General features: G+C 73.3%; 19 protein-coding genes and 1 riboswitch. Of the genes, 9 read left to right on the top strand and 10 right to left on the bottom strand.

Annotated features, from left to right (window positions below; all coding sequences use genetic code 11):
* The first annotated feature begins 49 nt into the window (after window positions 1-49).
* Together ACFYPH_RS14280 and ACFYPH_RS14275 are read left to right on the top strand one after the other, a co-directional pair.
* Window positions 50-1,555: a D-ribitol-5-phosphate cytidylyltransferase gene (locus ACFYPH_RS14280; RefSeq protein ID WP_387181835.1), complete on the top strand. Its 1,506-nt coding sequence runs from the start codon at window positions 50-52 to the stop codon at window positions 1,553-1,555.
* Window positions 1,556-1,594: 39 nt separating this feature from the next.
* Window positions 1,595-3,265: a CDP-glycerol glycerophosphotransferase family protein gene (locus ACFYPH_RS14275; protein ID WP_387181832.1), complete on the top strand. Its 1,671-nt coding sequence runs from the start codon at window positions 1,595-1,597 to the stop codon at window positions 3,263-3,265.
* Window positions 3,266-3,269: 4 nt separating this feature from the next.
* Here the strand turns inward: ACFYPH_RS14275 and ACFYPH_RS14270 are convergent, their stop codons facing one another.
* The 5 genes from ACFYPH_RS14270 to ACFYPH_RS14250 form a co-directional block, all read right to left on the bottom strand.
* Entirely contained in the window at window positions 3,270-4,016 is a 747-nt protein-coding gene (locus ACFYPH_RS14270; protein ID WP_354862087.1) for an alpha/beta hydrolase, read from the bottom strand.
* A gap of 125 nt (window positions 4,017-4,141) precedes the next feature.
* A complete protein-coding gene (locus tag ACFYPH_RS14265; protein WP_354855116.1) occupies window positions 4,142-4,984 on the bottom strand; it encodes a C39 family peptidase in 843 nt (280 codons plus the stop codon).
* Window positions 4,985-5,216: 232 nt separating this feature from the next.
* Window positions 5,217-5,357, bottom strand: a riboswitch (cyclic di-AMP (ydaO/yuaA leader).
* A 285-nt stretch (window positions 5,358-5,642) separates the two neighbouring features.
* Window positions 5,643-6,413 carry a hypothetical protein gene (locus ACFYPH_RS14260; RefSeq protein ID WP_387181828.1) on the bottom strand — a complete coding sequence of 257 codons (771 nt, stop codon included), beginning with the start codon at window positions 6,411-6,413 and terminating at the stop codon, window positions 5,643-5,645.
* 219 nt (window positions 6,414-6,632) lie between these two features.
* Window positions 6,633-7,130: a hypothetical protein gene (locus ACFYPH_RS14255; RefSeq protein ID WP_387181826.1), complete on the bottom strand. Its 498-nt coding sequence runs from the start codon at window positions 7,128-7,130 to the stop codon at window positions 6,633-6,635.
* A 92-nt stretch (window positions 7,131-7,222) separates the two neighbouring features.
* Window positions 7,223-8,416 (bottom strand): acyltransferase, encoded by a 1,194-nt coding sequence (locus tag ACFYPH_RS14250; RefSeq protein WP_363940655.1) that lies wholly within the window; start codon window positions 8,414-8,416, stop codon window positions 7,223-7,225.
* A gap of 247 nt (window positions 8,417-8,663) precedes the next feature.
* Between ACFYPH_RS14250 and ACFYPH_RS14245 the strand changes: the two genes are divergently transcribed.
* Together ACFYPH_RS14245 and pseI are read left to right on the top strand one after the other, a co-directional pair.
* Window positions 8,664-9,848 carry a glycosyltransferase family 2 protein gene (locus tag ACFYPH_RS14245; protein WP_387181823.1) on the top strand — a complete coding sequence of 395 codons (1,185 nt, stop codon included), beginning with the start codon at window positions 8,664-8,666 and terminating at the stop codon, window positions 9,846-9,848.
* A 133-nt stretch (window positions 9,849-9,981) separates the two neighbouring features.
* Complete coding sequence (pseI, locus tag ACFYPH_RS14240; RefSeq protein ID WP_387181820.1) at window positions 9,982-11,034, top strand: pseudaminic acid synthase; 1,053 nt, start codon at window positions 9,982-9,984, stop codon at window positions 11,032-11,034.
* Between the two features lie 540 nt (window positions 11,035-11,574).
* On the opposite strand, the gene ACFYPH_RS14235 is transcribed toward pseI, so the two are convergent.
* From ACFYPH_RS14235 to ACFYPH_RS14220, 4 genes are read right to left on the bottom strand one after another with little or no spacing between them, the layout of a single operon-like run.
* Window positions 11,575-12,096 (bottom strand): hypothetical protein, encoded by a 522-nt coding sequence (locus ACFYPH_RS14235; RefSeq protein WP_387181817.1) that lies wholly within the window; start codon window positions 12,094-12,096, stop codon window positions 11,575-11,577.
* Complete coding sequence (locus ACFYPH_RS14230) at window positions 12,080-12,835, bottom strand: SDR family NAD(P)-dependent oxidoreductase (RefSeq protein ID WP_354855109.1); 756 nt, start codon at window positions 12,833-12,835, stop codon at window positions 12,080-12,082. The genes ACFYPH_RS14235 and ACFYPH_RS14230 overlap by 17 nt, the downstream gene beginning before the upstream one ends.
* Window positions 12,828-14,123 (bottom strand): AMP-binding protein, encoded by a 1,296-nt coding sequence (locus ACFYPH_RS14225; protein WP_387181814.1) that lies wholly within the window; start codon window positions 14,121-14,123, stop codon window positions 12,828-12,830. The genes ACFYPH_RS14230 and ACFYPH_RS14225 overlap by 8 nt, the downstream gene beginning before the upstream one ends.
* Window positions 14,120-14,371, bottom strand: coding sequence for an acyl carrier protein (locus ACFYPH_RS14220; RefSeq protein ID WP_354855107.1), 252 nt, complete (start codon window positions 14,369-14,371; stop codon window positions 14,120-14,122). Before ACFYPH_RS14220 ends, ACFYPH_RS14225 begins: the two co-directional genes overlap by 4 nt.
* Before the next feature lie 99 nt (window positions 14,372-14,470).
* On the opposite strand from ACFYPH_RS14220, the gene ACFYPH_RS14215 reads away from it, so the two are divergent.
* Entirely contained in the window at window positions 14,471-14,980 is a 510-nt protein-coding gene (locus ACFYPH_RS14215; RefSeq protein WP_354855106.1) for a GNAT family N-acetyltransferase, read from the top strand.
* A gap of 110 nt (window positions 14,981-15,090) precedes the next feature.
* Here ACFYPH_RS14215 and ACFYPH_RS14210 read toward each other — a convergent pair whose 3' ends face one another.
* On the bottom strand, window positions 15,091-16,824 hold the full coding sequence (locus ACFYPH_RS14210) for a hypothetical protein (protein WP_387181811.1): 1,734 nt from the start codon (window positions 16,822-16,824) through the stop codon (window positions 15,091-15,093).
* 365 nt (window positions 16,825-17,189) lie between these two features.
* On the opposite strand from ACFYPH_RS14210, the gene pseB reads away from it, so the two are divergent.
* Genes pseB through ACFYPH_RS14190 form a run of 4 tightly spaced genes read left to right on the top strand, consistent with a single transcriptional unit; the run spans window position 17,190 to window position 22,008 of the window.
* A complete protein-coding gene (gene pseB, locus ACFYPH_RS14205) occupies window positions 17,190-18,173 on the top strand; it encodes a UDP-N-acetylglucosamine 4,6-dehydratase (inverting) (protein WP_354855104.1) in 984 nt (327 codons plus the stop codon).
* Window positions 18,170-19,327: a DegT/DnrJ/EryC1/StrS family aminotransferase gene (locus ACFYPH_RS14200; RefSeq protein WP_387181808.1), complete on the top strand. Its 1,158-nt coding sequence runs from the start codon at window positions 18,170-18,172 to the stop codon at window positions 19,325-19,327. Before pseB ends, ACFYPH_RS14200 begins: the two co-directional genes overlap by 4 nt.
* 10 nt (window positions 19,328-19,337) lie before the next feature.
* Entirely contained in the window at window positions 19,338-20,189 is an 852-nt protein-coding gene (locus ACFYPH_RS14195) for a hypothetical protein (RefSeq protein ID WP_387181806.1), read from the top strand.
* Window positions 20,179-22,008, top strand: coding sequence for a class I SAM-dependent methyltransferase (locus ACFYPH_RS14190; RefSeq protein WP_387181804.1), 1,830 nt, complete (start codon window positions 20,179-20,181; stop codon window positions 22,006-22,008). The genes ACFYPH_RS14195 and ACFYPH_RS14190 overlap by 11 nt, the downstream gene beginning before the upstream one ends.
* The last annotated feature ends 51 nt before the right edge of the window (window positions 22,009-22,059 follow it).

The following is a 22,059-nucleotide window of genomic DNA, read 5'->3' as shown; positions in this document are numbered from 1 at the left end:
CTCGGGCGGAACCTTCCGTTAACGCAATTCTGAGAGTGAGGATCCGGCAATGACGCAGGACCAGACCACTGGCCCGGACGCCGCAACGGAGACCCCCGCACCGTGGCGGCCCTCGCGGACAGTGGCCGTGGTGCTGGCCGGCGGCACCGGGACCCGGCTGGGCCTCGGCATCCCCAAGCAGCTGCTGAAGATCGCCGGTAAGCCGATCATCGAGCACACCCTGGCCGTCTTCGAGGCCGCTCCGGAGATCGACGAGATCATCGTGCTGATGGCCACCGGCCACGTCGAGGACGCCCGGCAGATCGTCGAGAAGGCCGGCCTGCGCAAGGTCACGAAGGTGATCGAGGGTGGCGACACCCGCAACGCGACCACCCGGATCGCGCTGGACGCGGTCGGCCCGGCCGACTGCAACATCCTCTTCCACGACGCGGTTCGCCCGCTGCTCAGCGGCCGGATCGTCCGCGAGTGCGTGAACGCGCTGTGGACCTACGACGCCGTCGACGTCGCCATCCCCTCCGCCGACACGATCATCCAGGTGGACGAGAACGACTGCATCACCGACATCCCGGTGCGCTCCCGGCTGCGCCGGGGACAGACCCCGCAGGCGTTCCGCTCCCCCACCATCCGCGAGGCGTACCGGATCGCCGAGGGTGACCCCGACTTCGCGTCCACCGACGACTGCGGCGTGGTGCTGCGCTACCTGCCGGGCACCCCGATCAAGGTGATCGACGGCTCGGACGAGAACATCAAGGTCACCCACCCGGTCGACGTGCACCTGGCGGACAAGCTCTTCCAGCTCGCCGCGGCGCAGGCGCCCCGGCTGACCGACCACCGCAGCTACAGCGAGGAGCTGACCGGCCGCACCATCGTGGTGTTCGGCGGCAGCTACGGCATCGGCCACGAGCTGACCGAGCTGGCCCGGCGCTACGGCGCGCAGGTCTTCCCGTTCAGCCGCTCCACCACTGGCACCCACGTGGAGCGCGCCGAGGACGTCGAGGCCGCGCTGACGACCGCCTTCGAGGCCACCGGCCGGATCGACCACGTGGTCGTCACCGCCGGGATCCTGGAGAAGGGCGCCCTGGCCGAGATGGACGAGGAGACGATGGACCGGGTGTTGCAGGTCAACTTCGTCGGTCCGGTGACCATCGCCCGGCAGGCCCTGCCGTACCTCCAGCAGACCAAGGGCCAGCTGCTGCTCTACACCTCCAGCTCGTACACCCGGGGTCGGGCCCGCTACGCGCTCTACTCGGCCACCAAGGCCGCCCTGGTCAACCTGACCCAGGCGCTTGCCGACGAGTGGGCCGACGTGGGCGTCCGGGTCAACTGCATCAACCCGGAGCGGACGGCCACCCCGATGCGGACCCGGGCGTTCGGCGAGGAGCCGGAGAACACCCTGCTCGCCGCGGAGGCCGTCGCCCAGTCGTCGCTGGACGTGCTGATCTCCGACCTGACCGGTCAGGTCATCGACGTACGCCGGGCGCCCGGTGACGGTCCGTCGGTGCCGGCTCAATCGGCGCGGGCCGAGGCGGCGCCGGCCGTGACCTCCGCGAGCTGACGCGGGCGACGGAACTCCGACGGCGGCGAACGGAACGACATGCGTGGTGACCTGGTCCGAAAGCTGCTTGCCCGGTGCCTGAGCGTCGGTCTGGCGGTGCTGGCGTTCGTCGTGGTGGCGCTGACCGGCGCCACCGGGTGGGGGCTGGCGCTGGCCGTCGCGGCGCTGGCCGCGGCGGCCGCCGAGCAGCGGATCCGGCCCGGCGCTGACCTGGTCGCCGAGACGGCGCTGATCGCCGCGGCGGTCCTGGTCGGCTACTCCCGGCGACTCGACGACGGGTTCGACCCGGCGCTGGCCGCCACGGCGCTGGTCCTGCTGGGGCTGGTGCTCCTGGTGGGGCCGCTGCGGACCGCCGGCAACCTGGAGGTCCGGGCGGCCAACCTGCCGGTACGGGCCTGGACCCCGCTGATCGCCGACCGGCTCGGCGTCGCCCTGTTGGGGCTGCTCGCGGCAGGGGCCCTCGCCGCCGCGCTGACCCTGCCCGCCGCCGTGGCGCTCGTCGTCAGCCTGCTGGTGGGCGCCGGCGCCGGGGCGGTAGCGCTGGATCTGGCCCGGCGGCGGTTCCGGCCCACCGGCGGCGGTGGGCCGGTGGCCCGCGCGCTGCGCCGGCACCAGCCGGAGTTCCTGCTCTACTTCTCCGCGCCGCCCGGCTCGGAATACCAGGTCACCATGTGGCTGCCGTACCTGGAGCGGATCGGCAGGCCGTTCCTGGTCCTGGTGCGCGAGCCGGAGTTCCTGGCGCCCATCGCCGCGGCCACCGACGCGCCGGTGGTCTACTGCCCCACCCTGCGGGCGATCGACGAGGCGCTGGTGCCGAGCCTGCGGGTGGCGTTCTACGTCAACCACGGGGCGAAGAACAGCCACTGCGTCCGGTTCACCCAGCTCACCCACATCCAGCTGCACCACGGCGACAGCGACAAGGCGCCGAGCGCCAACCCGGTCTCGGGGATCTTCGACCGGATCTTCGTGGCCGGTCCGGCGGCGATCGACCGGTACGCCCGTGCCGGGGTGCGGATCCCGGCGGACAAGTTCGTGGTGGTGGGCCGCCCGCAGGTCGAGTCGATCGACGTACGCCGGGAGCCGGCGCGCGGCCTCGCGAGCCCGACGGTGCTCTACACCCCGACCTGGACCGGGCACCACGCCGACGCCGACTACTGCTCGCTGCCGGTGGCCGAGGAGCTGCTGCGACGGCTGCTGGAGCGCGGTGCCACGGTGATCCTGCGGGCCCACCCGTACACGGCGCAGAACCCGGCGTCGGCACGCCAGTTGGGCCGGCTGACCGAGCTGCTGGCCGCCGACCGGGCCCGCAGCGGACGGCAGCACGTCTTCAGCGCGGCGGCCCGGGAGCTGAGCCTGACCGAGTGCGTCAACCGCTCGGACGCGCTGGTCTCCGACGTGTCCGGCGTGATCTCGGACTACCTCTACTCCGGCAAGCCGTACGCCGTGACCGACATGGGCGACGAGGGCGACCGGTTCACCGACCGTTTCCCGTTGGCCGGGTCGGGTTACGTGCTGCGGCGCGACATGTCGAATGTGGACGCCGTACTCACCGCGCTGCTGGACACCGACCCGCTGGCCGAGGAGCGCTGGGCCACCCGCCGCCGCTACCTGGGTGACTTCCCCGCCGAGTCGTACGCCGAGGCTTTCCTGACGGCAGCGCGCCGAGAGCTGGCGCCGGCGGAGAACCTGGCCACGTCAGCACCGGTCTAGCAGCTCAGCGGTAGGCGTCCAGCAGCGCCAGCACGGCGGCCGGGTCCTCCAGGTGCGCGTTGTGGCCGAGACCGGGCAGCGTGGCGACCGGCACGCCGTACTCCTTGAGCTGCGCGTCGGTGACCATCGGGTCGTGCTCGCCGCGTGCCAGCACCACCGGCACGTCGGTCGCCGCCAGCAGCGCGGTCAGGTCGGGCTGGCCGACGGCGAACGCGCTCGTGTCCATCGCGAGCCGCCACCGGCCGTCGACCTGGCGCAGGCCGGCGTCCACCATCGGGTGGTCCGGGGGGACCAGCCCGGTGAGGCCGGCGACCCGCAGGTAGCGGCGGGCGGCCTCGGTGCGGCTGGCGAACCAACCGAGCGGGCGGGCGGCGAGCTCCGCGGCCCGGGCCAGCTCGGCGGGTGACCAGACCGCCTTGATGCCCAACCCGACCACCGCGTCCACCGGCAGCCCGGCGTCGCGGGCCGCCAGCGCCAGGCCGACCACCCCACCCAGCGAGTGGCCGAGCACCACGATGCGGTCGTCGAAGGCCAGGCCCTGTGCGATCCGCTGGGCCAGACCCGCGAAGGAGTACGACGACAGCGGGGCCGACCAGCCGTGGCCGGCGAGATCCGGCGCCAACCACCGCCCTGGCCAGTGCTGCTCCAGCAGTGGCGCCCAGGGCAGCCACACGTCGCCCGTCGCTCCCATGCCGTGCAGCAGCAGCAGGACCGGCCCGCGACCGGCGTGACCAACCGATTCGTCCACCACGGCCGCAGTCTCCCACGGTTCGTGGCCCGGTACGAGAGCCGTCATCGGCATCGACGCGAGACGCCGCGGGCGCCGGCCCCTCGTGGGGGACGGCGCCCGCGGCGTCGTGGGCGTCAGCGCCTGGGTCAGGCGGAGTAGCCCCGGGTGGCGATCCAGTTGGCCAGGTCGATCGTGGTGATCCAGTACGCCGGGTCGGCCGCGTTCGCCGAGTCGGCGATCCGCACGGTCCGGCCGTTGTCCTTGTAGCCCACGACGGCGATGTAGTGCCCACCGCCGTAGGAGTGCCAGCCGCCATTGGTGTCGGTCGCGTCGCCGACGACGTTGGCCACCACGCCCCGGCCGTCGGTGATGGCCTTGACGACGTCGGCCTGGAGGCGGTCCATCTGCGCCGGGCTGGGCGTGCCCGCAAACATCCGGGTCTGGTACGGGGAACCCTTCACCTCGGCGTTGAGCACCCGGGTGGTGTCCTCGGCCGAGTTGGTGCCCATCTCGGTGGTGCCCAGCTCGGCGCCGAGCTCCTCCTGCGTACGGTCGATGCCGGTGGCGCTGAGGGCGTTGCGGGTGGCCGCCGGGCCGCAGTTGTAGTACGTGTTCTGCGCCTCGTAGTCGTAGTCGAGCACCTTGGTCGCGGGCGGCTTCGGCGGCGTCGGCTTACGGGTGAGGTCCGGGTTGCTCGTGGCCTTCGCGGCGGGCGACGCGGCGCTGGTGGCCGGGGCGGCAGTGCTCGGCGCGGCCGAGGGGGACGCGACGCGCGCCTGGTCGCGGGACGCGATGGTGTCGCTGCGCATCTCGGCGACTGTGGTCGCGGTGTGCTCGCTGGCCGGGGCGCCGTCGGCGCCGGCGAGCAGGGCGCCGGTCGTGGTGGCGATCGCGAGGGCCGCGGCGGAGGCCGCGACGATCTGGTACGGGCGCTCGGTCGCGAGGCGACGGAGCTGACGCTGCAGGGTGTGCTTCACGGGGTCCTCCACGGTTCGGGGGGTGAGCGGCACACCGGGCTCGGCCGGTATCCGGGCAGGCGCCAGCGCGCGAACCGTGGTCCGCGGATGGTGAACCGCTCAGGGGAACGCCCGGCGCGGCCGGGCGGGAAAGGCGGCGACCCGGGGGGTCAGCTCACCGTCACAAGGCGGATGAGCGGGGGCGCCGCGACGCCGTGGAGGCGGGGGAACAACCGAGGGGTGGAAAGGTGCTGCACGAGGATGGAACTCCTTCCGTCACCGCCTACCGGGTTAGCTGACGGATTCGGGCGGGAAGATCGCCCTACCGCGGGCCGTGGCTCGCGGATTCACCCCGGACTTACTGTGGGTCCCCGGTTCGTAGATCACGATTGAGCGGGTCGGCACGGCGTCGCCTCCTGCGATCGGTTACCGCACCGGACAGCACGACAGTACTGGCCGGTGCGGACCCTGCCAAGCCACGCCCACCTGCGTAAACATCGTTTGGCGCACCAATTTCTGCGCGTATTGCCGCTGACGTGACTCGATGGGACAACCGGTTCCGGAGGCGCCGACGGGCGACAACCGGACAGGCTGCCGGCAACGCCGCCACAATCGCGCGAACATTGGCCGCCGATGGTGCCGGTCGCCCGATTTCCATCGTCCGTGACGGGCCTCACATAACAGATCGGGCTCAACCGACCCGGGCCGGACGCCAGCGTGTCACGACCGCCGAACGCGACGCCCGGGTCGTCGTACGGCGCGACGGCAGCGGGTTCGGCCACAACCGGACCGCCGCCGCGTACGCCTCCTCGGCGAGCGTGCGTGCCGACTCGGCGGCCAGCTCCGCGTCCCGCCAGGCCGACCGCTCCCGCTCGTCGGCGGCCCGGTGGTCGGCCAGCCTCGCGTCACGGATCGCCCGGGTGAGCAGCACCTCCTGCTCGACCGGGTGCCGGCGGGGATCCCAGCCGCGCCGGTGCCCGAACACGTCACCGAGCTGAATCATGGTCAACTCGCCGCGCCAGTGCGCCGCCATCGCGGCACGGTGCAGGTAGCGCTCCCGGGCCGCGTACTCGGCCGGGGTGTGCGGGGTACGTGGGGTCGGCAGCGCCCCGGCGGTGGCGACCCGACGGGCTGCGGTGTCCGCCTCGTCGTACCGGGACCAGGCGGCCTGCGCCTCTTCCTGAGTGATCAGCCAGTCAGCGCGTCGTCGCCGGGCCGTCTGCGCCGCGCGGGCCGCGGCCACGGCCACCTCTTCGGCGTAGCGGCGCAGGTCGGCGAGTTCGGCGGCGGCCACCTCCTGGGCGGTGGGCGGCGGCGGCATCGGCTCGGAGGCGGTCGAGTCCGGCTCCGGGCGGGCGACCAGCACGGCGAGAACGGTCAGCGCCAGCAGGAACAGGGCCGACCAGATGGCGGCGGCCTGGGGCACCTCGGTCAGGAACTGGTAGAAGACGACGGTCTCCATGGGCGGCACCTCGGGAGAATGCGCGTTGCGACGGGGAAGCCGCACGAGGGTCGGTGACCCGCGGGTCGGCCGGTACGGACTGGTGTGTCGACAGGTGCTTTGGCGGGACGCTCGGCTCGGGGCCTCGGCGCTGCGGCGAGGCGGCTCAGCAGCCGGTGCGGTGGTCAGTGGCCGGCGCGGAGGTCAGTGGCCCGGTGCGGGTCAGGAGCCGGTGCGCGGTCAGCGACCCGCAGTGACTGGGTGCTCCGGTGGGGCCCGGGGAGCGCGGGCGGCCGGGTTGTCGGCGCGGGGTGACCGCTCGGAGACCGCCCGCCCCGGCGTCACACCGGTCGACGTGGCGACCAGGGTGCGCGAAGTGTCGTGCAGCGCGGGCTGCGGGTCGGCGGACCACGCCGCGGCGGACTCGTCAACGGCGGCGGACTCGTCAACGGCGGCGCTGTCGCGGGCTGCCCGCTCCTGGGCGGCGCTGTCGCGGGCGGCGGTCTGGTCGTCGTCGACGATGGACGTCGCGGGCCCGGTGCTGGTCACGGCGGCGGGTCGGTCGGGCGACGCGGGCGGCTCGACTGCGGACGTCGCCGCGGCGGCTGGCGTTGGCGACCCCGGAAGGGCCGTGGTCGCGCCGAGCGCGAGGGCGGCGATGACGGCGAGGCTGGTCAGCACCCGTGTCGCCCAGCGCGCCACCCACCACAGGGGACAGGTGAGCGCGACCGGAAGCACGTCCCCACGCTACCGCCGACGGCGGCCGTGCGCATCGACGCCGGGCGTGTCGGCTCACGCCGCGCCGACCGCGTCCGGCCTGGGCGGATGGGTCAGCGCGAGTCGGCGTACGTCGATCGTTCGTCGGTCCGGCCTGCGCCGGGGGCCCGGTCGTCGGTGTCGCCGGTGCGCTGTGGAGGGACGGCCGACGGCCGCTTCGGGCGGCGCGGCGCGAGCCGGCGCATCATCGGGGTCTCGACGTAGCGGTGCAGCAGCCCGGCGAGCACCAGATTCACCAGCAGGAACCCGAGCACCACCGCAGGGCCGCGCCAGCCCCGGAAGCCGGTCCCCCAGTCGCCGCTGAGCCGCAGCACGCTCGTCATGACCAGCACGTGCACCAGGTAGAAGGCGAAGGAGACCTCGCCGAGCCAGATCAGCGGGCGGGAGCGCCACGGCGAGCGCCGGCCCCGCACGTCCGCGTCGGCGGCAGCGGTGATCACCAGCAGGTACGCGATGGCGAGAAGCGTGGTCCACCACTGGGCGGGGATCCACTGCGCGGCGGTCACCCAGGTGACCACGAAGATCGCGGTGGCCGCCGTCAGCCGCGGCCCGCGCCAGAGGCCGCGCAGCATCAGTTCCGCCGCCACCGCGCCCAGCCAGAACTCCAGCGACCGCACCGGCGGGAAGACCTGGGTGAACCACCAGCGGCTGACCTCGGGCACCAGGTGCTGCGCCGGCCAGAGCGCGAGGATCAGCAGCGGCAGCGCGATGATCAGCGTCCAGAGCACCGACGGCCGGGCGCGGCGCAGCAGGGGCAGCGCCAGCGGCAGGCACAGGTAGAAGAAGAACTCGCAGGACAGCGACCAGCTCACCGTGTTGATGCTGTAGAACCAGCCCGGCCGGGGGTCCCACGCCTGCAACAGCAGCACGTTCTCCAGGGCGGCCGCCGGCAGGACGGGGTCGGCGAACCACCAGGCGACCAGGAGCGCGGCCGCCCACAGCACCAGGTGGTTCGGATAGATCTTCGCGACCCGCCGCCGCCAGAAGGCTGCCCGGGAGTCGCCCGGGCGGGCCGACCAGACCAGCACGAAGCCGCTGAGGATGAAGAAGAACTGCACCCCGGACAGGCCGAGGGTGAACAGCCCGTCGACCACCGCCTTGTAGTCCGGCTCGGCGATGATCCGCATCGTCCCGGCGTGAAAGCCGAAGACGAGCAACGCGGCGATCCACCGCAACCCGGTCAGTGAGGGCAGCCGGGCCACAGCGGGCGCGGGCGGCGCGGCCGGCGCGTCGGTGGTGCTCGTCATGCCGGGGTCCCGACGCTCCGCAGGGTCACCAGCACGTACGTCTCCTCCTCGGCGCGCGGCGTCGGACGGCGCGACGGCGACGCCCGCGACGGCCCGACAGGACCGCACCGAGGCACCCTACCGGGTCACTCCCGGGTGAACCGGGCGGCCGTTGTTAACCTTCCGCTTCGCGGGTGTTCAGGGATTCCACAGTCCTTCGCCACGTGCGGTTCCGGGGCTGGCCACCCGCGTCGTCAAAGGTGGCGACGTGGTCAATGAGCCGACGCACGCGCCGCTGCTGAGCATCGTCGTGCCCGTCTACGGCGTCGAGGCGTACCTGTACCAGTGCCTCGAGTCGATCCGGGCGGACATCCCAGCGGGTGAGTCGGACGCGGTCGAGCTGATCGCCGTCGACGACGCCTCCCCGGACGGCTGCGGTGCGATGCTGCGGTCCTACGTCGCCGGCCGCGACGGCGTGCGCGTCGTACACCTGAGCAAGAACGTGGGTCTGGGCCTGGCCCGCAACGCGGGCCTCGACGTGGCCACCGGCCGGTACGTCTGGTTCGTCGACAGCGACGACTGGCTGCCGCCGGGCACGATCCCGGCGGTGCTGGACCGGCTGCGCGAGCACCAGCCCGACGTGCTGATGCTGGACCACCTCCGGGTGCACGAGGACGGCCGGCGGGAGGTCGACGCGAGCAGCCACCTGCTGCGCGGGGTACCGGGCGTGGCCCGTCTGGCCGACCAGCCGCAGCTGCTGGGGGTGCAGCACACCGCGTGGAACAAGGTGGTACGCCGAGCCTTCCTCGACGAGCTGGAGCTGCGCTTCTTCCCCGGCTGGTACGAGGACATCCCGTTCAGCCACCCCCTGCTGATCGGCGCGGAGAAGATCTCCGTGCTGGACCGGGTCTGCTACCTGTACCGGCAGGGTCGCCAGGGCGCGATCACCTCCACCCGCAGCGGCCGGCACTTCGACGCGTTCAGCCAGTACGAGCGGCTGATGGACTGGGTCAACCGCCGGTACCCGGACGAGGGCCTGCAGGCCGAGCTGTTCCAGCTGATGATCAGCCACTACCTGGTGGTGGTCGGCAACGACGACCGGCTGCACCCGCACCTGCGGCGGGCCTTCTTCCACCGGGTCGCCGAGCACTACCGCCGCTACCTGCCCACCGGCGGCTACCCGATGCCCTCGGGCGTGACCGGGCTCAAGCACCGCCTGGTGGGGCGCGGTGACTGGCTGGCGTACTCGGCGCTGCGGCAGGCGCACCGGGTCGCGGGTCGGTTGCGCCGGCCCGGCCCGGCCGGTGGCGCCGACGCGAGCACCGGATCGCCGCCGGCCGACGACGACCCTTCCCGACCGGCGGCGCCCGCGAGCACGTCGGACGCCGGGCACACGGCCGGCGAGGTCACCCCGGACCGGTCGGACGCGCTGGCCGGCGGCCGCCTGTCGTGACCCGTCGCACCGCACCGCACGCCGGGAGCCACGTCGGCTCCCGGCGCCGGAGTTTTCCAGGTCGTCAGCCCGTCGGGTGGACGACGACAGCACCACCGCACCCAGGTGCGGGCGTACCTGAGCAGAGGTCGGAATGACGGCGACAATCAAGATCGGACCGCACGCGGTCGGTGCCGGGGAGCGACCCTTCGTGGTCGCCGAGATGTCCGGTAACCACAACGGCGACCTGGACCGGGCGCTGGCCATCGTCGACGCGGTGGCCGAGAGCGGGGCGCACGCGCTCAAGCTCCAGACGTACCTGCCGGACACGATCACGATCGACGTCGACACCCCGGCGTTCCGCATCTCCAGCGGCCACGAGCTGTGGGGCGGGGAGAACCTGTACCGCCTCTACGAGCGGGCGCACACTCCGTACGAGTGGCACGCCCCGATCTTCGCCCGGGCCCGCGAGCGGGGGCTGACGGTCTTCTCGTCACCGTTCGACGCGACCGCCGTGGAGCTGCTGGAGTCGCTGGACGCGCCGGCGTACAAGATCGCTTCCTCGGAGCTGGTGGACCTGCCGCTGATCCGGCTGGTGGCCAGCACCGGCAAGCCGATGGTGATCTCGACCGGGATGGCGACGGTGGCCGAGATCGACGCCGCCGTGCGGACAGCCCGCGACGGTGGCGCGGCGGGCATTGTCCTGCTGGCCTGCACCGCGTCCTACCCGGCGCCGCCCGCCGACAGCAACCTGCGCCGCCTGCCGGTGCTGGCCGGCGCGTTCGACGTCCCGGTCGGGCTCTCCGACCACACGCCCGGGATCGGCGTGGCGGTCGCCTCGGTGGCGCTGGGCGCCTGCTTCATCGAGAAGCACGTGACCCTGGACCGGGCCGACGGCGGCGTCGACTCGGACTTCTCGCTGAACCCGGCGGAGCTGACGGCGCTGGTCGCCGAGTCGGGCCGCGCGTACGCGGCGCTGGGTGGCACCGCGATCGGCCCGACCCCTGCGGAGCGGGAGGGGCTGCGGTTCCGCCGTTCGCTGTTCGTGGTCGAGGACGTCCGGGCCGGCGACCCGGTGACCGCACGGAACGTCCGGTCGATCCGGCCGGCCGGTGGGCTGGCTCCGGTGGAGATCGACCGGGTGCTGGGCCGCACCTTCGCCACCGACGTTCCGCGCGGTACCCCGCTCAGCTGGGACCTGATCTGACCGGCCCGGCCCGGCTCAGCTCAACCGTGTGGCTGGGCTGAGCTGGCTCCGGTCGAGCCGGGCTGGCAGGACTGAGCTGGCTTGCAGGACTGATGCCGGCGAAGCTGGGCTGACAGCGGCGGGGCCTGGGCTGACAGCCGCGGGGCCTGGGCTGACAGCCGCGGGCCTGGGCTGATGCCGGCGGGGTTGGGCCAGGCCGGCCGGCGCCGGGCTGCGCCAGACATGGCGAGCGGCCACGATCCGCCGGGCACGACCCTGTTTGCGTCCTGTCGAGCTGCCCCAAAGGTGGGGCATGGCGTGTGCTCCCGGTACTGCCCCATATTCGGGGCAGCTCGACAGGCACCACCGACACCTGCGGCAGCACCGCCGCACACCGACAGCCGCGGCATCACCGCCGCACACCGACAGCCGCGGCATCACCGGCAAAACACCAAACGGCCGCGACGCCACCGACGCACGCCGACACCTGCGACGCCACCGGCAAAACACCAACAGCCGCGACGCCACCGACACAGGCCGACAGCTGCGGCGTCCCGAGCGTCAGTCGCGGCCGGTTGGTCCGGCGGACTGGCGGGGGGCGAAGCCGACGGTGACCACCAGGTCGGCGACGCGCAGGGTGCGCCAGAGGATGGTGCCGTCCACCGGAGTGCCCAGGCCGTGCCGGCGCCACCAGGTCGCGATCGGCACGTCGGCCAACTTGCAGCAGCACTCGGCCCGGGTCCACCGGGCCCAGAAGTCACCCGCGCCGAAGCGCCGGGCCAGTGCCGGGGGCACCGGGGCGTCGGCGCGCTCCGCGTCGATGGCCGCGCGCCAGCCCGGCACCAGCGGGCCGTACCAGCCGACGCAGCGTCCGTCGTCGAGGTGACTGCGGGTCGTCGCGTCGGCCAGCTCGGCGGGCGTACCGATCCGTAGATGCCGTTCGGCGCTGGCGAGCAGTCCCGGCACCGGGCGTGCCGTCCCGGACGACGGCGGCGGCGCGGCCGGGCCAGCGTCGACCGGGCCAGCGTCGACCGGGCCGGGCGCCGGCGGCAGTACCGGCCGCAGGTCAGATGGAGGCGGCACCGTCTACCACGATGACCTGGCCGTTGATGTTGGTGTGCTCACGCAGCAGCATCCGCACCACCGGTACGACCTCCACCGGCTCGGTCAGGTGGCCGGACGGGGTGCGGCGCACGATCTGGTCGAGCTGCGTCGGGCCGAGCACGGCGGACATCTCCGAGGCGAAGAAGCCGGGCGCGACCGCGTTGACCAGCATCCGGCCACCGAGCTCCCGGGCGAGCGAGCGGGTGGCGGCGTCCATGCCGCCCTTGGTGGCCGAGTACGCGACCAGGCCCGGAAAGCCGCGCTGCGCGCAGATCGAGGTGATGTTGACGATCCGCCCCCGCAGGCCCTTGCCGAGCATCCGGCGGATCACCAACCGGGTCAGTTGCAGGGGCGCGGTCAGGTTGGTCTCGATGATCCGGGCGATGTCGTCGGTGGCGGTGTGCACGTGCAGGGAGTCCTGCCCGACGGCGGCGTTGTTGACGATGCCGTCGATCGGGCCGAGACGCTGCTCCACCTCGCGGACGAAGCCCTGGGCGGCACGCAGGTCGGTGACGTCGACCGAGCCGACGTGCACCCGGTCGGGGTGCTCGGCGGCGAGCTTCTCCAGCTCCGGGGTGACGGTACGGGCGAACGCGGCCACCCGTACGCCCGCGTCGAGCAGGTCGGTGACGATGGCCAGGCCCAGCCCTCGGGAACCGCCGGAGACGAGGACCACTGAGCTGGGGGGAACGAGCTGGGTGTCGGCGGGGTCAGACATCGCTCTTCAGGGTCTCCTTGACGGGAATCTCGGACAGCACGCGGATCCTGCGGGGTACCGCGTGCTCGGGCAGCCGGTCGGCACACCAGCGGACCAGCGCCGCCTCGTCCGGCACGCTGACGGAAGGGTCGGCCGGGTTGGCGAGGCCGTCGGCGACGGCCGGGGTGAGGACCACGTCGGCGACCACCATCCGCCCGAGCACGGGGGCCCGGCGGCCGGTGACCCGGGCCCACGCCACGTTCGGATGCCCGGTCAGCACGCCGCGGACCACACCGGCGGAGACCTTGCTGCCGCCGACGTTGATCTCGTCGGAGTCCAGTCGGCCGGTGATCAGCACCCGCCCGTCGACCACCTGCACCCGGTCCCCGGTGCGGACCGGGCCGGCCAACCCGGCCCCGTGGTACGGCGAGGTGACGACCAGCTCGTCGTCGTGAACGGAGAGGGTGGGTCGGCCCGGGGTTTCCCGATCCAGCCACTCGACCGGGAACCCGGCCCGCCCGTCGTGCACCACGATGGACGCTCCGACCTCGGAGGACGCGTAGATCCAGGAGATCCGGGCGGCGGGAAAGACGTCCCGCAGCTGGTCCAGGATCGCCTGGTCCACCGGCTCCCCGCCCAGGGTGAGCTGGCGCAGCGGCACCCGGGCCAGCGCGGCGGCGTCCCGGTAGAGGGTGCGCCGCCAGAAGGTCGGCGTGCCGGACGCGGCGTCGACCCCGTGCGCGGCCGCGACCGCCGGCCAGTCGTCCAGCTCGTCCGGCTCGACCACCACCAGGTGCTGACCGGGCTGGGTCAGCGACAGGGTCACCACCTGCCACCAGGCGTACGTGCCGGGGGCGTAGGGGCACAGCCAGGTCCGGTCGGGCTGGTCGGCCCGCACGGTGGTCAGCGTGTCGAGGGTGTGGCCGACCCGCTTGGGGCGGCCCGTCGACCCGGAGGTGAGCAGCCACAGCCGGCCGGGCTCGGCGGCCCGAGGGTGGGTCGGCATGCTCGGATGCGCGCCGTCGTCGTCGAGGACGGTGACGGTGAACCCGGCGTCCAGCAGCTCGGCGCGCATCGTCGCGTCGACCCGACTCGCGGTGCTGAGCAGCAGCTCGGTGCCGTGCACGGCGTGCTGCCGCGCGGCGGCGAGCGCGTGCCCGGCGGAGTGCGCCAGCACCGCGGCGGTGTCGGGCAGCGTCGGCGTCGGCAACGTCCGCCAGGTCAGCGGGGCGCCGCCGACGACGAGCCGGTTGTCGACGCCGGCCGGCTCTGAGCCCGCGGCGGCCGGACGGGGTGTCGCGACGGTCACTGCTGCTGGAGCTCGACGAGGAAGTCGAGGACGTCGCCGACGGTGGCGATGCGGCGCAGGCCAGGGGCGTCGAAGTTGAGCTCCTCCCCCGTCTCGTCCTCCACCCGCAGGGCCAGCTCGGAGAAGTCCAGTGACCGGAAGCCGATGTCCCGCAGCTGCGCCGCGTCGTCGGCGGGCAGCTCCTTGTCCTGGTTCTTCAGCACTTGAGCCATGAGGTCGCGGATCTGCGCGCGACTCAATTCGTTCATGCGCCGGAGTCTACAACCCAGCGAATGGATAACTGCTTTCCCGGTAGGCCCGGGTAAGGTGCTCCGACCGGACGTGAACAGACAGGAAAGCGAGAGCACGTGCTGCGCGAAGCGACGGCGGACGACGTTCATCTGATGTTGTCCTGGCGTAATCAGGAAACCAACCGTCAGGTCAGCAAGACCAGCCACGAAATCACCGCCGAGGAGCACGCCCGGTGGTGGTCGGCGGTGCGCGACGACCCGACGCGGCGGGTGCTGGTGTACGTCCGCGACGACAGGCCCTGCGGCGTGGTCACCTTCTTCGACCTGCGGCTGGACGGCCCTCGTACCGGCGCGTGGGGCTTCTATCTGGACGCTGACGGGCTGGCCGAGCGGGGCGAGACGCTGCCGGCCTGGCTCGGGGTCATGTCCGAGGCAGTGGAGTACGCCTTCGACGGGCTGCACCTGGCGCGGCTCGACGGGGAGGTGCTGGAACACAACACCGTGGTGCGGCAGATGAACCGGCGTTTCCGATTCGTCGAGGGCACACCGCGACAGGAACTGTCCGAGGGTCGGGAAATCACCGTCATCCCGATTTCGTTGGCGCGCGAGGACCGCCGCCAGCGCTGATTGTCGGCGCAATTTCCGGACCGGCCCGACACTATTAACCGCCCGTCCGCCCGGTGGACATCCGCCGTTCACGAAACACGATGTCCACCGGGGCGGAAGGGGTCCACGGGTCAGATTCGGCGCCAGGCCGCCCAGTGCTGCTGCGCGTTGCCGCCGAGCCGGACGAAGCCGTACTTCGCGCCGTCCCAGTCGTCCGGTTGGCCGGGCGCCCAGCGGGTGAACACCACCTGCGCGGCCGCGGGCGGCTGCTCGCGGAACCACCGCACATCGGTCCAGGTCACCTGGTGGCTGAGATTGAACCGCAGGATGTAGTGCACGCCGGTGGAGGCCCAGACGCGCTCGCCGGGGCGTACCCCGACGTCGGCGACCCGGGGGGTCGGCGCGGTGCTCGCCGCCATCGGCCGCACCAGCCGCTGGTCGATCACCTGCATGGTGACGAGGTTGACCACGACCAGGGCGCCGAGCACCGGCAACCGCAGCCGGGGCACCCGGACCGCGGCCACGAGTAGCACGCACGCGCCGATGCCGAGCAGCGACCCGACCACCGGGCGCATCTCCCGCCAGCCGCCGGTCAACGCCGTCAGGTCCGGTGCCCCGAAGCCGCCGTAGCGCAGCGAGTGCCCCCGGCTGGCCACGTACGCGAGTCGGACGGCGACCAACGCGCCACCGGCGACCAACAGGCCCACCGCGACCGCCGCCCGGCGCAGCACCACCCGACGCTCCGCGGTGAGCAGCACGCCGAGCCCGACCAGGAGCCAGAACGGGGCCAGCATCTGCACGTAGCGGCCGTAGATCGCGTCCAGCGGCTTGCCGGTGATCCCGGCGAGGATCACCGATGCGCCGCCGGCCACCCCGACAGTGACCACCACCGCCACACCCATCGTCCAGCGGATGGCGTCGCCGTGGCGCGGGCGCCACAGTTCCCGGACGGCGGCGGCCCAGGCGACCCCGGCCAGGCCGAACGTGATCACCACGAGGTACCAGAGCTGGGTGGTGACGGCCGCCGCGACGCGGACCACCCCCTGCGCCGAGGCGACCGCGGCGACCGTGCCGCCGCCCGGGGTGCTGCCCAGCAGGTAGACCTTGTCCCCGAGGACGTGGATGCCGGCCTGGTTGACCAGCGCCATGGCCAACACCGGCAGCAGCGCCGCGAGCACCGCGACGGGGGTGATCCGGCGGCGGACGAACAGCAGCAGGACCAGCCCGGCGTGCACCGCCACGATCACCAGGCCGCGCGAGTGCAGCAGGTGGAACGCGCCCACCAGCAGGCCGACGGTGGCTGCGGCCAGCGGGCCGGGACGCTCGATCCAGCGGTGTACGGCGAGCAGCCAGGCGACCACCAGCGGCGCCATCACCGTGTCGATCATGGCGACACCGGCGTAGAAGGCGGTGGCCGGCAGCGTGGCCGCCACCACCGCCGCGAGCAGCGCGGACGCGCGGGGCAGTCGGAGCACCCGCCGGCCGAGCAGGTACGCCAGTGGCAGCAGCGCCGAGTTGACCATCGCGTTGATCAGCTGGACCAGCCGGTAGCTGTCGGTGAAGTCCCGGTCGCCGAGGAACGCGGGCGAGATCAGCATCGGGTAGCCGACGCGGCGGAGCAGGTCGTTCTCGCTGCTGAACCCGCCCGGTCCACCAGCGAGGGCGCGGGCGGTGTTCAGATAGCTGTCCTCGTCGGTGTGGGCGATCGGCAGTGCGATGTGCCGCGACAGCCACATCCGCCAGGCGACGCTGAGCACCCAGCCGACGAACAGCAGCAGCGGCATCAGCCACCGGCGCGCGGGTGTCGCGGGCGGTGTCCCGGTCGGGACCGCGGGCCGTTCCATCACGTCGCTGCCGGATGTCATCAACGCCTCCTGAACTGCCGGCCGTGCCGGACGGGCGTGCCCACCGGTGGGCACGCCTACCGGCCGGTGACGCTCGGGGATGACCCGCTCGCACCGAGGCGGTGCGGATGTCGGGTGAACGCGGGAAACGACGGCGCGCAGAGGCTGCGGGTCGCTCGCGCGGCCACTGTAGCGGCCGTTTCCGGCCTGGTCAGCCCGCTTTCCGGACGGTTGGAAGTGTTCGCCCGCGCGCTGCTCGCCATTCACGACGGCAGGGGCAGCGGTTAACCCGCGAGCGCCGAGGCGTTAACCCGCCGGGGTTAGCGTCTCACCCCGGTCGGCCGGCCGAGGGCCGCCGGTTCATCCACGATCACGGGAGCACCAAATTGAGTGAGTTGAATGGATCGTCCATTCTGATCACCGGGGGAACGGGTTCCTTCGGCAGGACCTTCCTCCGGCACATCCTCACCGAGGCCGACCCGGCCCGGGTGGTGGTCTTCTCCCGCGACGAGCTCAAGCAGTACGAGCTGCGCCAGCAGCTCGGCGACGACCCGCGCCTGCGCTGGTTCATCGGCGACATCCGGGACCGGCACCGCCTCACCCGGGCGATGCACGGCGTGGACCACGTGGTGCACGCCGCCGCGCTCAAGCAGGTGGACACGGCGGAGTACAACCCGTCGGAGTTCATCGCCACCAACATCACCGGCTCGCAGCACGTGGTCGACGCCGCGATCGAGGCCGGCGTCAAGAAGGTCATCGCGCTCTCCACGGACAAGGCGTCCAGCCCGATCAACCTGTACGGCGCCACCAAGCTGGTCGGCGACAAGCTGTTCGTCTCGGCCAACCACTACGCCGCGCACCACCCGACCCGGTTCGCGGTCGTCCGCTACGGCAACGTGGTCGGCAGCCGCGGTTCGGTCGTCCCGCTGTTCCACCGGCTGGCCGCCGAGGGCAAGAGCCTGCCGATCACCGACAAGCGGATGACCCGGTTCTGGATCACCCTGGAGCAGGCCGTCCAGTTCGTCATGGACTCGTTCGACCAGATGCAGGGCGGCGAGCTGTTCGTGCCGCGCATTCCCAGCATGCGCATCCTCGACCTGGTCGAGGCCGTCGCGCCGGACGCCACCACCCACGAGATCGGCATCCGGCCTGGCGAGAAGCTGCACGAGGAGATGATCGCCCCGGACGACAGCCGGCGGACGCTGCGCGCCAAGGACCGCTACATCGTCCAGCCGACCATCGCCGGCTGGGGCTACCAGCCGCCGGTCGACTGCGAGCCCGTGCCGGACGGCTTCGCCTACCAGTCGGACACCAACGACGAGTGGCTCAGCGTGCAGCAGCTACGCGAGATGCTCGGCCTCACCGCATGACAGCGATGCTCCCGTACGGCCGACAGTCCATCAGCGAGGACGACATCGCGGCCGTCGCCGACGTGCTGCGCGGCGACTGGCTCACCACCGGGCCGCAGGTCGACGCGTTCGAGGCCGACCTCGCCAGGTGGACCGGCGGGGTCGGCGTCGCCAGCGTCTCCAACGGCACCGCGGCGCTGCACGTGGCGTACGCGGCCGCCGGGGTGGGACCGGGCGACGAGGTGGTGGTCCCGCCGATGACGTTCGTGGCGACCGCCAGCAGCGCCGTCGCCCTCGGCGCGACGATCGTGTTCGCCGACGTCGAGGACGAGACGTTCTGCCTGGACCCGGCCGCGGCCGCCGCGGCGGTCACCTCGCGTACCAAGGTCGTCTCCGCTGTCGACTACGCCGGCCACCCGGCCGACTACGACGCCCTGCGCACGTCGGTCGAGGGCTCGGACGCGGTGCTGCTCGCCGACGCGGCGCACTCGATCGGCGGGACGTACCACGGCCGTCCGGTGGGCTCGCTCGCCGACCTGACCACGTTCTCGTTCTTCCCCACGAAGAACCTGACCACCGCCGAGGGCGGCGCGGTCGCCGCGCTGGATCCGCGCATCCTGGAGCGGGCCCGCCGGTTCCGCGGCGTGGGCGTCGTCCGCGACCGCGCCGAGCTGCGCTTCGCCGACGAGGGTGGCTGGCACCAGGAGGTGCACGAGTTCGGGCTGAACTACCGCCTGCCGGACGTGCTGTGCGCCCTGGGCCGCAGCCAGCTCCGCCGGCTCGCCGCGTTCAAGGCCCGCCGGAGCGCACTGGTCGCCCGCTACGACGAGGCGCTGGCCGACCTGGACGGCGTGCTGCTGCCGACCCGCAAGTCGTGGGCCGACCCGGCCTGGCACCTCTACCCGATCCGGGTGCTCGACGGGCGTCGCCGCGAGGTGTACGACCGGATGCGGGCCGCCGGAATCGGCGTGCAGGTCAACTACCTGCCCGTGCACTGGCACCCCGCCTTCGCCGACCTGGGCTACCGGCGCGGATCGTGCCCGGTGGCCGAGTCGTTCTACACCCAGCAGCTGTCGCTGCCGCTGTACCCGGGACTCAGCGACGCCGACCAGGACCGCGTCATCGACGCGCTGGCCGTGGCCCTGCGGGCCGGCTCGGTGCGTACCGCCGCCTGATGGGAACCTGATGCACCACGCGAACCACTTCTACGGCCACGCCCACGTGCTGGCCCGCTACGCCGGCCTCGGCGACCGGCATCCCCCGCGGATCAACGGGTACGTGCAGCACGGCTGGAACATCGGCGACGGCCTGGCGCCGGGCCACCCGTACGCCGAGGGCACCCCGAGCCTGCTCTGGTCCGAGCAGACCCGCCGCCGGGCCTGGTCGGTGGGGCGGCGCAACGTCGTCGTGATCGGCGCCCCGTTCACCTACCTGCTGGCCATGCGGCCGGAGAACCCGCCGGCGCAGGAGCGGGAGGGCACCATCTGGTACCCGTTCCACGGCTGGGAGGGCCAGCACGTCAAGGGCGACCACCGGGAGCTGATCGCCCGCATCCGCGACACCGAGCCCGGCCCGGTCACGGTGTGCCTCTACTGGCACGAGTACGGCATGCGCCACGTCCGGCGGCTCTACGAACGCGCCGGGTTCCGGGTGATCTGCCACGGCTACCGGGGGCACTGGTGGAAGGACACCGACCCGGAGTTCCTCGACAAGCAGCTGACCGAGCTGCGCCGGCACCGGCGGGTAGCATCCAACCGGCTGACCAGCGCGATCTTCTACGGCATCGCGGCCGGCTGCGAACCGGCGGTCTACGGCGACCCGATGATCCTGTCCAACGAGGACCCGACCTTCGGCGGCACCGCCCGCATCCGGCGGCAGTGGCCGGAACTGCACGGCGCGACTGTCGACCTGCCCACCGCCGTCTCGATCGCCCGCGCGGAGCTGGGCACCGACCACCGCTGCACACCGCCCGAGCTGCGGGAGCTGCTCGGCTGGGCGAACCTTCCGGAAGAAGAAGAGGACGACAGTGACGACTGAGACGGCACCCGCCGGCCGGATCACCCTGCCGGGCGGCGAGATGCTGGCCTGGTCCGACCTGCCGAAGGAGCGGTTGGCCGACGGAGGGCCCCTCGCCGCGCTGGCCGCCCGGATCGTGCCGCCCGGCGCCCGGGTCCTGCTGGCCGGCCCGCACGACCCGGCGCTGCTCGTCCGGCTCGCCCACGCCGAGGTGACCTGCCTGCTGCGCAGCCACCCGGACGCGGTGGCGCTGGCTCAGCGGGCCGCCCGCGTGGTCGTGGGCGGCCCGGCCGGGCTGCCCGACGACGAGACGTACGACGTGGTGATCGCCGCCGCCGGACTGGACCCGGTGGAGTCGGTGGAGGGCACCCGGCTGGGCTGGGACGGCGTGCTGGCACGACTGGTCGCGGCGGTACGCCCCGGCGGCGCGCTGCTGCTGCGCCTGGACAACCCGCTCGGGCTGCACCGGCTGGTCGCCACCACCCCCTGGTACGCCGCCCGCGACGACTCCGCCTGGGTGATCGGTGGCGTGCTGGACCAGGCGCACCCCGCCAACCGGGACCAACTGCGCGAGCGGCTCACCGGCGCCGGGCTGCGCTCGGTCGCCTGCTGGGCCGCGTACCCCGACGGCGCGACCGCGACGGCGCTGCTCGACGCCGACCAGCTCGACCGGGGCGCGGGCTGCGGGCTGTTCGACGCGGTGCTGCACGGCGCCTGCGCCGGGGCCTTCGGCACCGCGACCGTACTCCAGGACCCGGCCCGGCTGGCGGTGGACGCCCTGCACGCCGGGCGTGCCGCCGATCTCGCGCCGGCCTGGCTGATGCTGGCCCGTCGACCGGGTGGGCCCACGGACGCCACCGTCGACGGGGACCTGCCGGTGGCGCTGGCGCAGACCGGGCAGTCCGGCCAGCCCGGGATCGGTGTGCTGGAGGTGCTCGACGGCCCGTCGGGCTGGCGGTGGAGCCACACCGCCGGCACTGGCGCCGGCACGAGCGCGCCGGCCGCGCCGTTCGCCAGCCGCGAAGCCGCGTACCGGGACCCCGCCGCACTGTCCGGGCCGGTGCCGACCGGGCGGCTGCTGCACACCCTGCTGCTCGACGCCGCGCTGCGCCGCGACCTGGCGACGCTGCGCACGCTGCTGCACGGGTACGCGGGCTGGCTCGCCGGCCAGGCCGACGCCGACGGCCGACTCGCCGGCGCGGCGGCGCTGGCCAGCACCGACAACATGGTGGTCAGCGGGGAACGGTACGCGGTGCTCGACCCGAGCTGGCGGGCCACCGACACGCTGCCCGGCGACGTGGTGCTGGCCCGCGGCCTGTGGCGCTTCGCGGCGGCCCTGCTCACCGGCGGGTACGCCCACCCGTGGTCGTCCACTCTCGACGTCGCGGGCCTGACCGTGGTGCTCGGCGGGCTCGCCGGCCACGACCTGGACCGGGCGACCGTGGCCGAGGCGGTGCAGGCCGAGGCGGCGATCGCGGCCACGCTGCACGGCCTGGACGCCAACGGCCGCGCGACCCTCGCCGCCGAGCTGCAGGCCGTCGAGCCGACCGACCCGCCGGTCGGCGCGCGCAGCTACCAGCAGCTGCGGGAGGCGTGGCTGCGGCAACGCGAGGAGATCAGCCGGCTCGCCGCCCTGACCCGATGGACCGACGAGCTGCTCACCTCCCGGGAGCGGGCGCTGCGCCGGGCCGAGGCGAAGATCGGCCTGCTCAGCGGGTCCATCAGTTACCGCGTCGGCCGGCTCGCCATCACCCCGGCCCGGCTGGCCAAGCGGGGTGCGCGTGCCGCCAAGCGGCGAGCTCGGGCGGCGCTCGCGCCGAGGCAGGAGGAGCAGCAGTGACCGGCGACGACAACGCGTCCGTGACGGCGAGCCGACCGGACCCGACGGCCG

Source organism: Micromonospora sp. NPDC005252 (genome assembly GCF_042872475.1).
Lineage (GTDB): Bacteria > Actinomycetota > Actinomycetes > Mycobacteriales > Micromonosporaceae > Micromonospora.
Note: the sequence above shows the minus strand (reverse complement) of the source record. Positions and strands in the feature narration are given on the sequence as shown.

Coding starts and splice junctions, on each gene's coding strand:
- ACFYPH_RS14260 (WP_387181828.1), bottom strand. CDS start 6,413: ATGGAGACCGTCGTCTTCTACCAGTTCCTGACCGAGGTGCCCCAGGCC.
- ACFYPH_RS14275 (WP_387181832.1), top strand. CDS start 1,595: ATGCGTGGTGACCTGGTCCGAAAGCTGCTTGCCCGGTGCCTGAGCGTC.
- ACFYPH_RS14220 (WP_354855107.1), bottom strand. CDS start 14,371: ATGAACGAATTGAGTCGCGCGCAGATCCGCGACCTCATGGCTCAAGTG.
- ACFYPH_RS14195 (WP_387181806.1), top strand. CDS start 19,338: ATGCACCACGCGAACCACTTCTACGGCCACGCCCACGTGCTGGCCCGC.
- ACFYPH_RS14280 (WP_387181835.1), top strand. CDS start 50: ATGACGCAGGACCAGACCACTGGCCCGGACGCCGCAACGGAGACCCCC.
- pseI (WP_387181820.1), top strand. CDS start 9,982: ATGACGGCGACAATCAAGATCGGACCGCACGCGGTCGGTGCCGGGGAG.
- ACFYPH_RS14230 (WP_354855109.1), bottom strand. CDS start 12,835: ATGTCTGACCCCGCCGACACCCAGCTCGTTCCCCCCAGCTCAGTGGTC.
- ACFYPH_RS14200 (WP_387181808.1), top strand. CDS start 18,170: ATGACAGCGATGCTCCCGTACGGCCGACAGTCCATCAGCGAGGACGAC.
- ACFYPH_RS14250 (WP_363940655.1), bottom strand. CDS start 8,416: ATGACGAGCACCACCGACGCGCCGGCCGCGCCGCCCGCGCCCGCTGTG.
- ACFYPH_RS14210 (WP_387181811.1), bottom strand. CDS start 16,824: ATGACATCCGGCAGCGACGTGATGGAACGGCCCGCGGTCCCGACCGGG.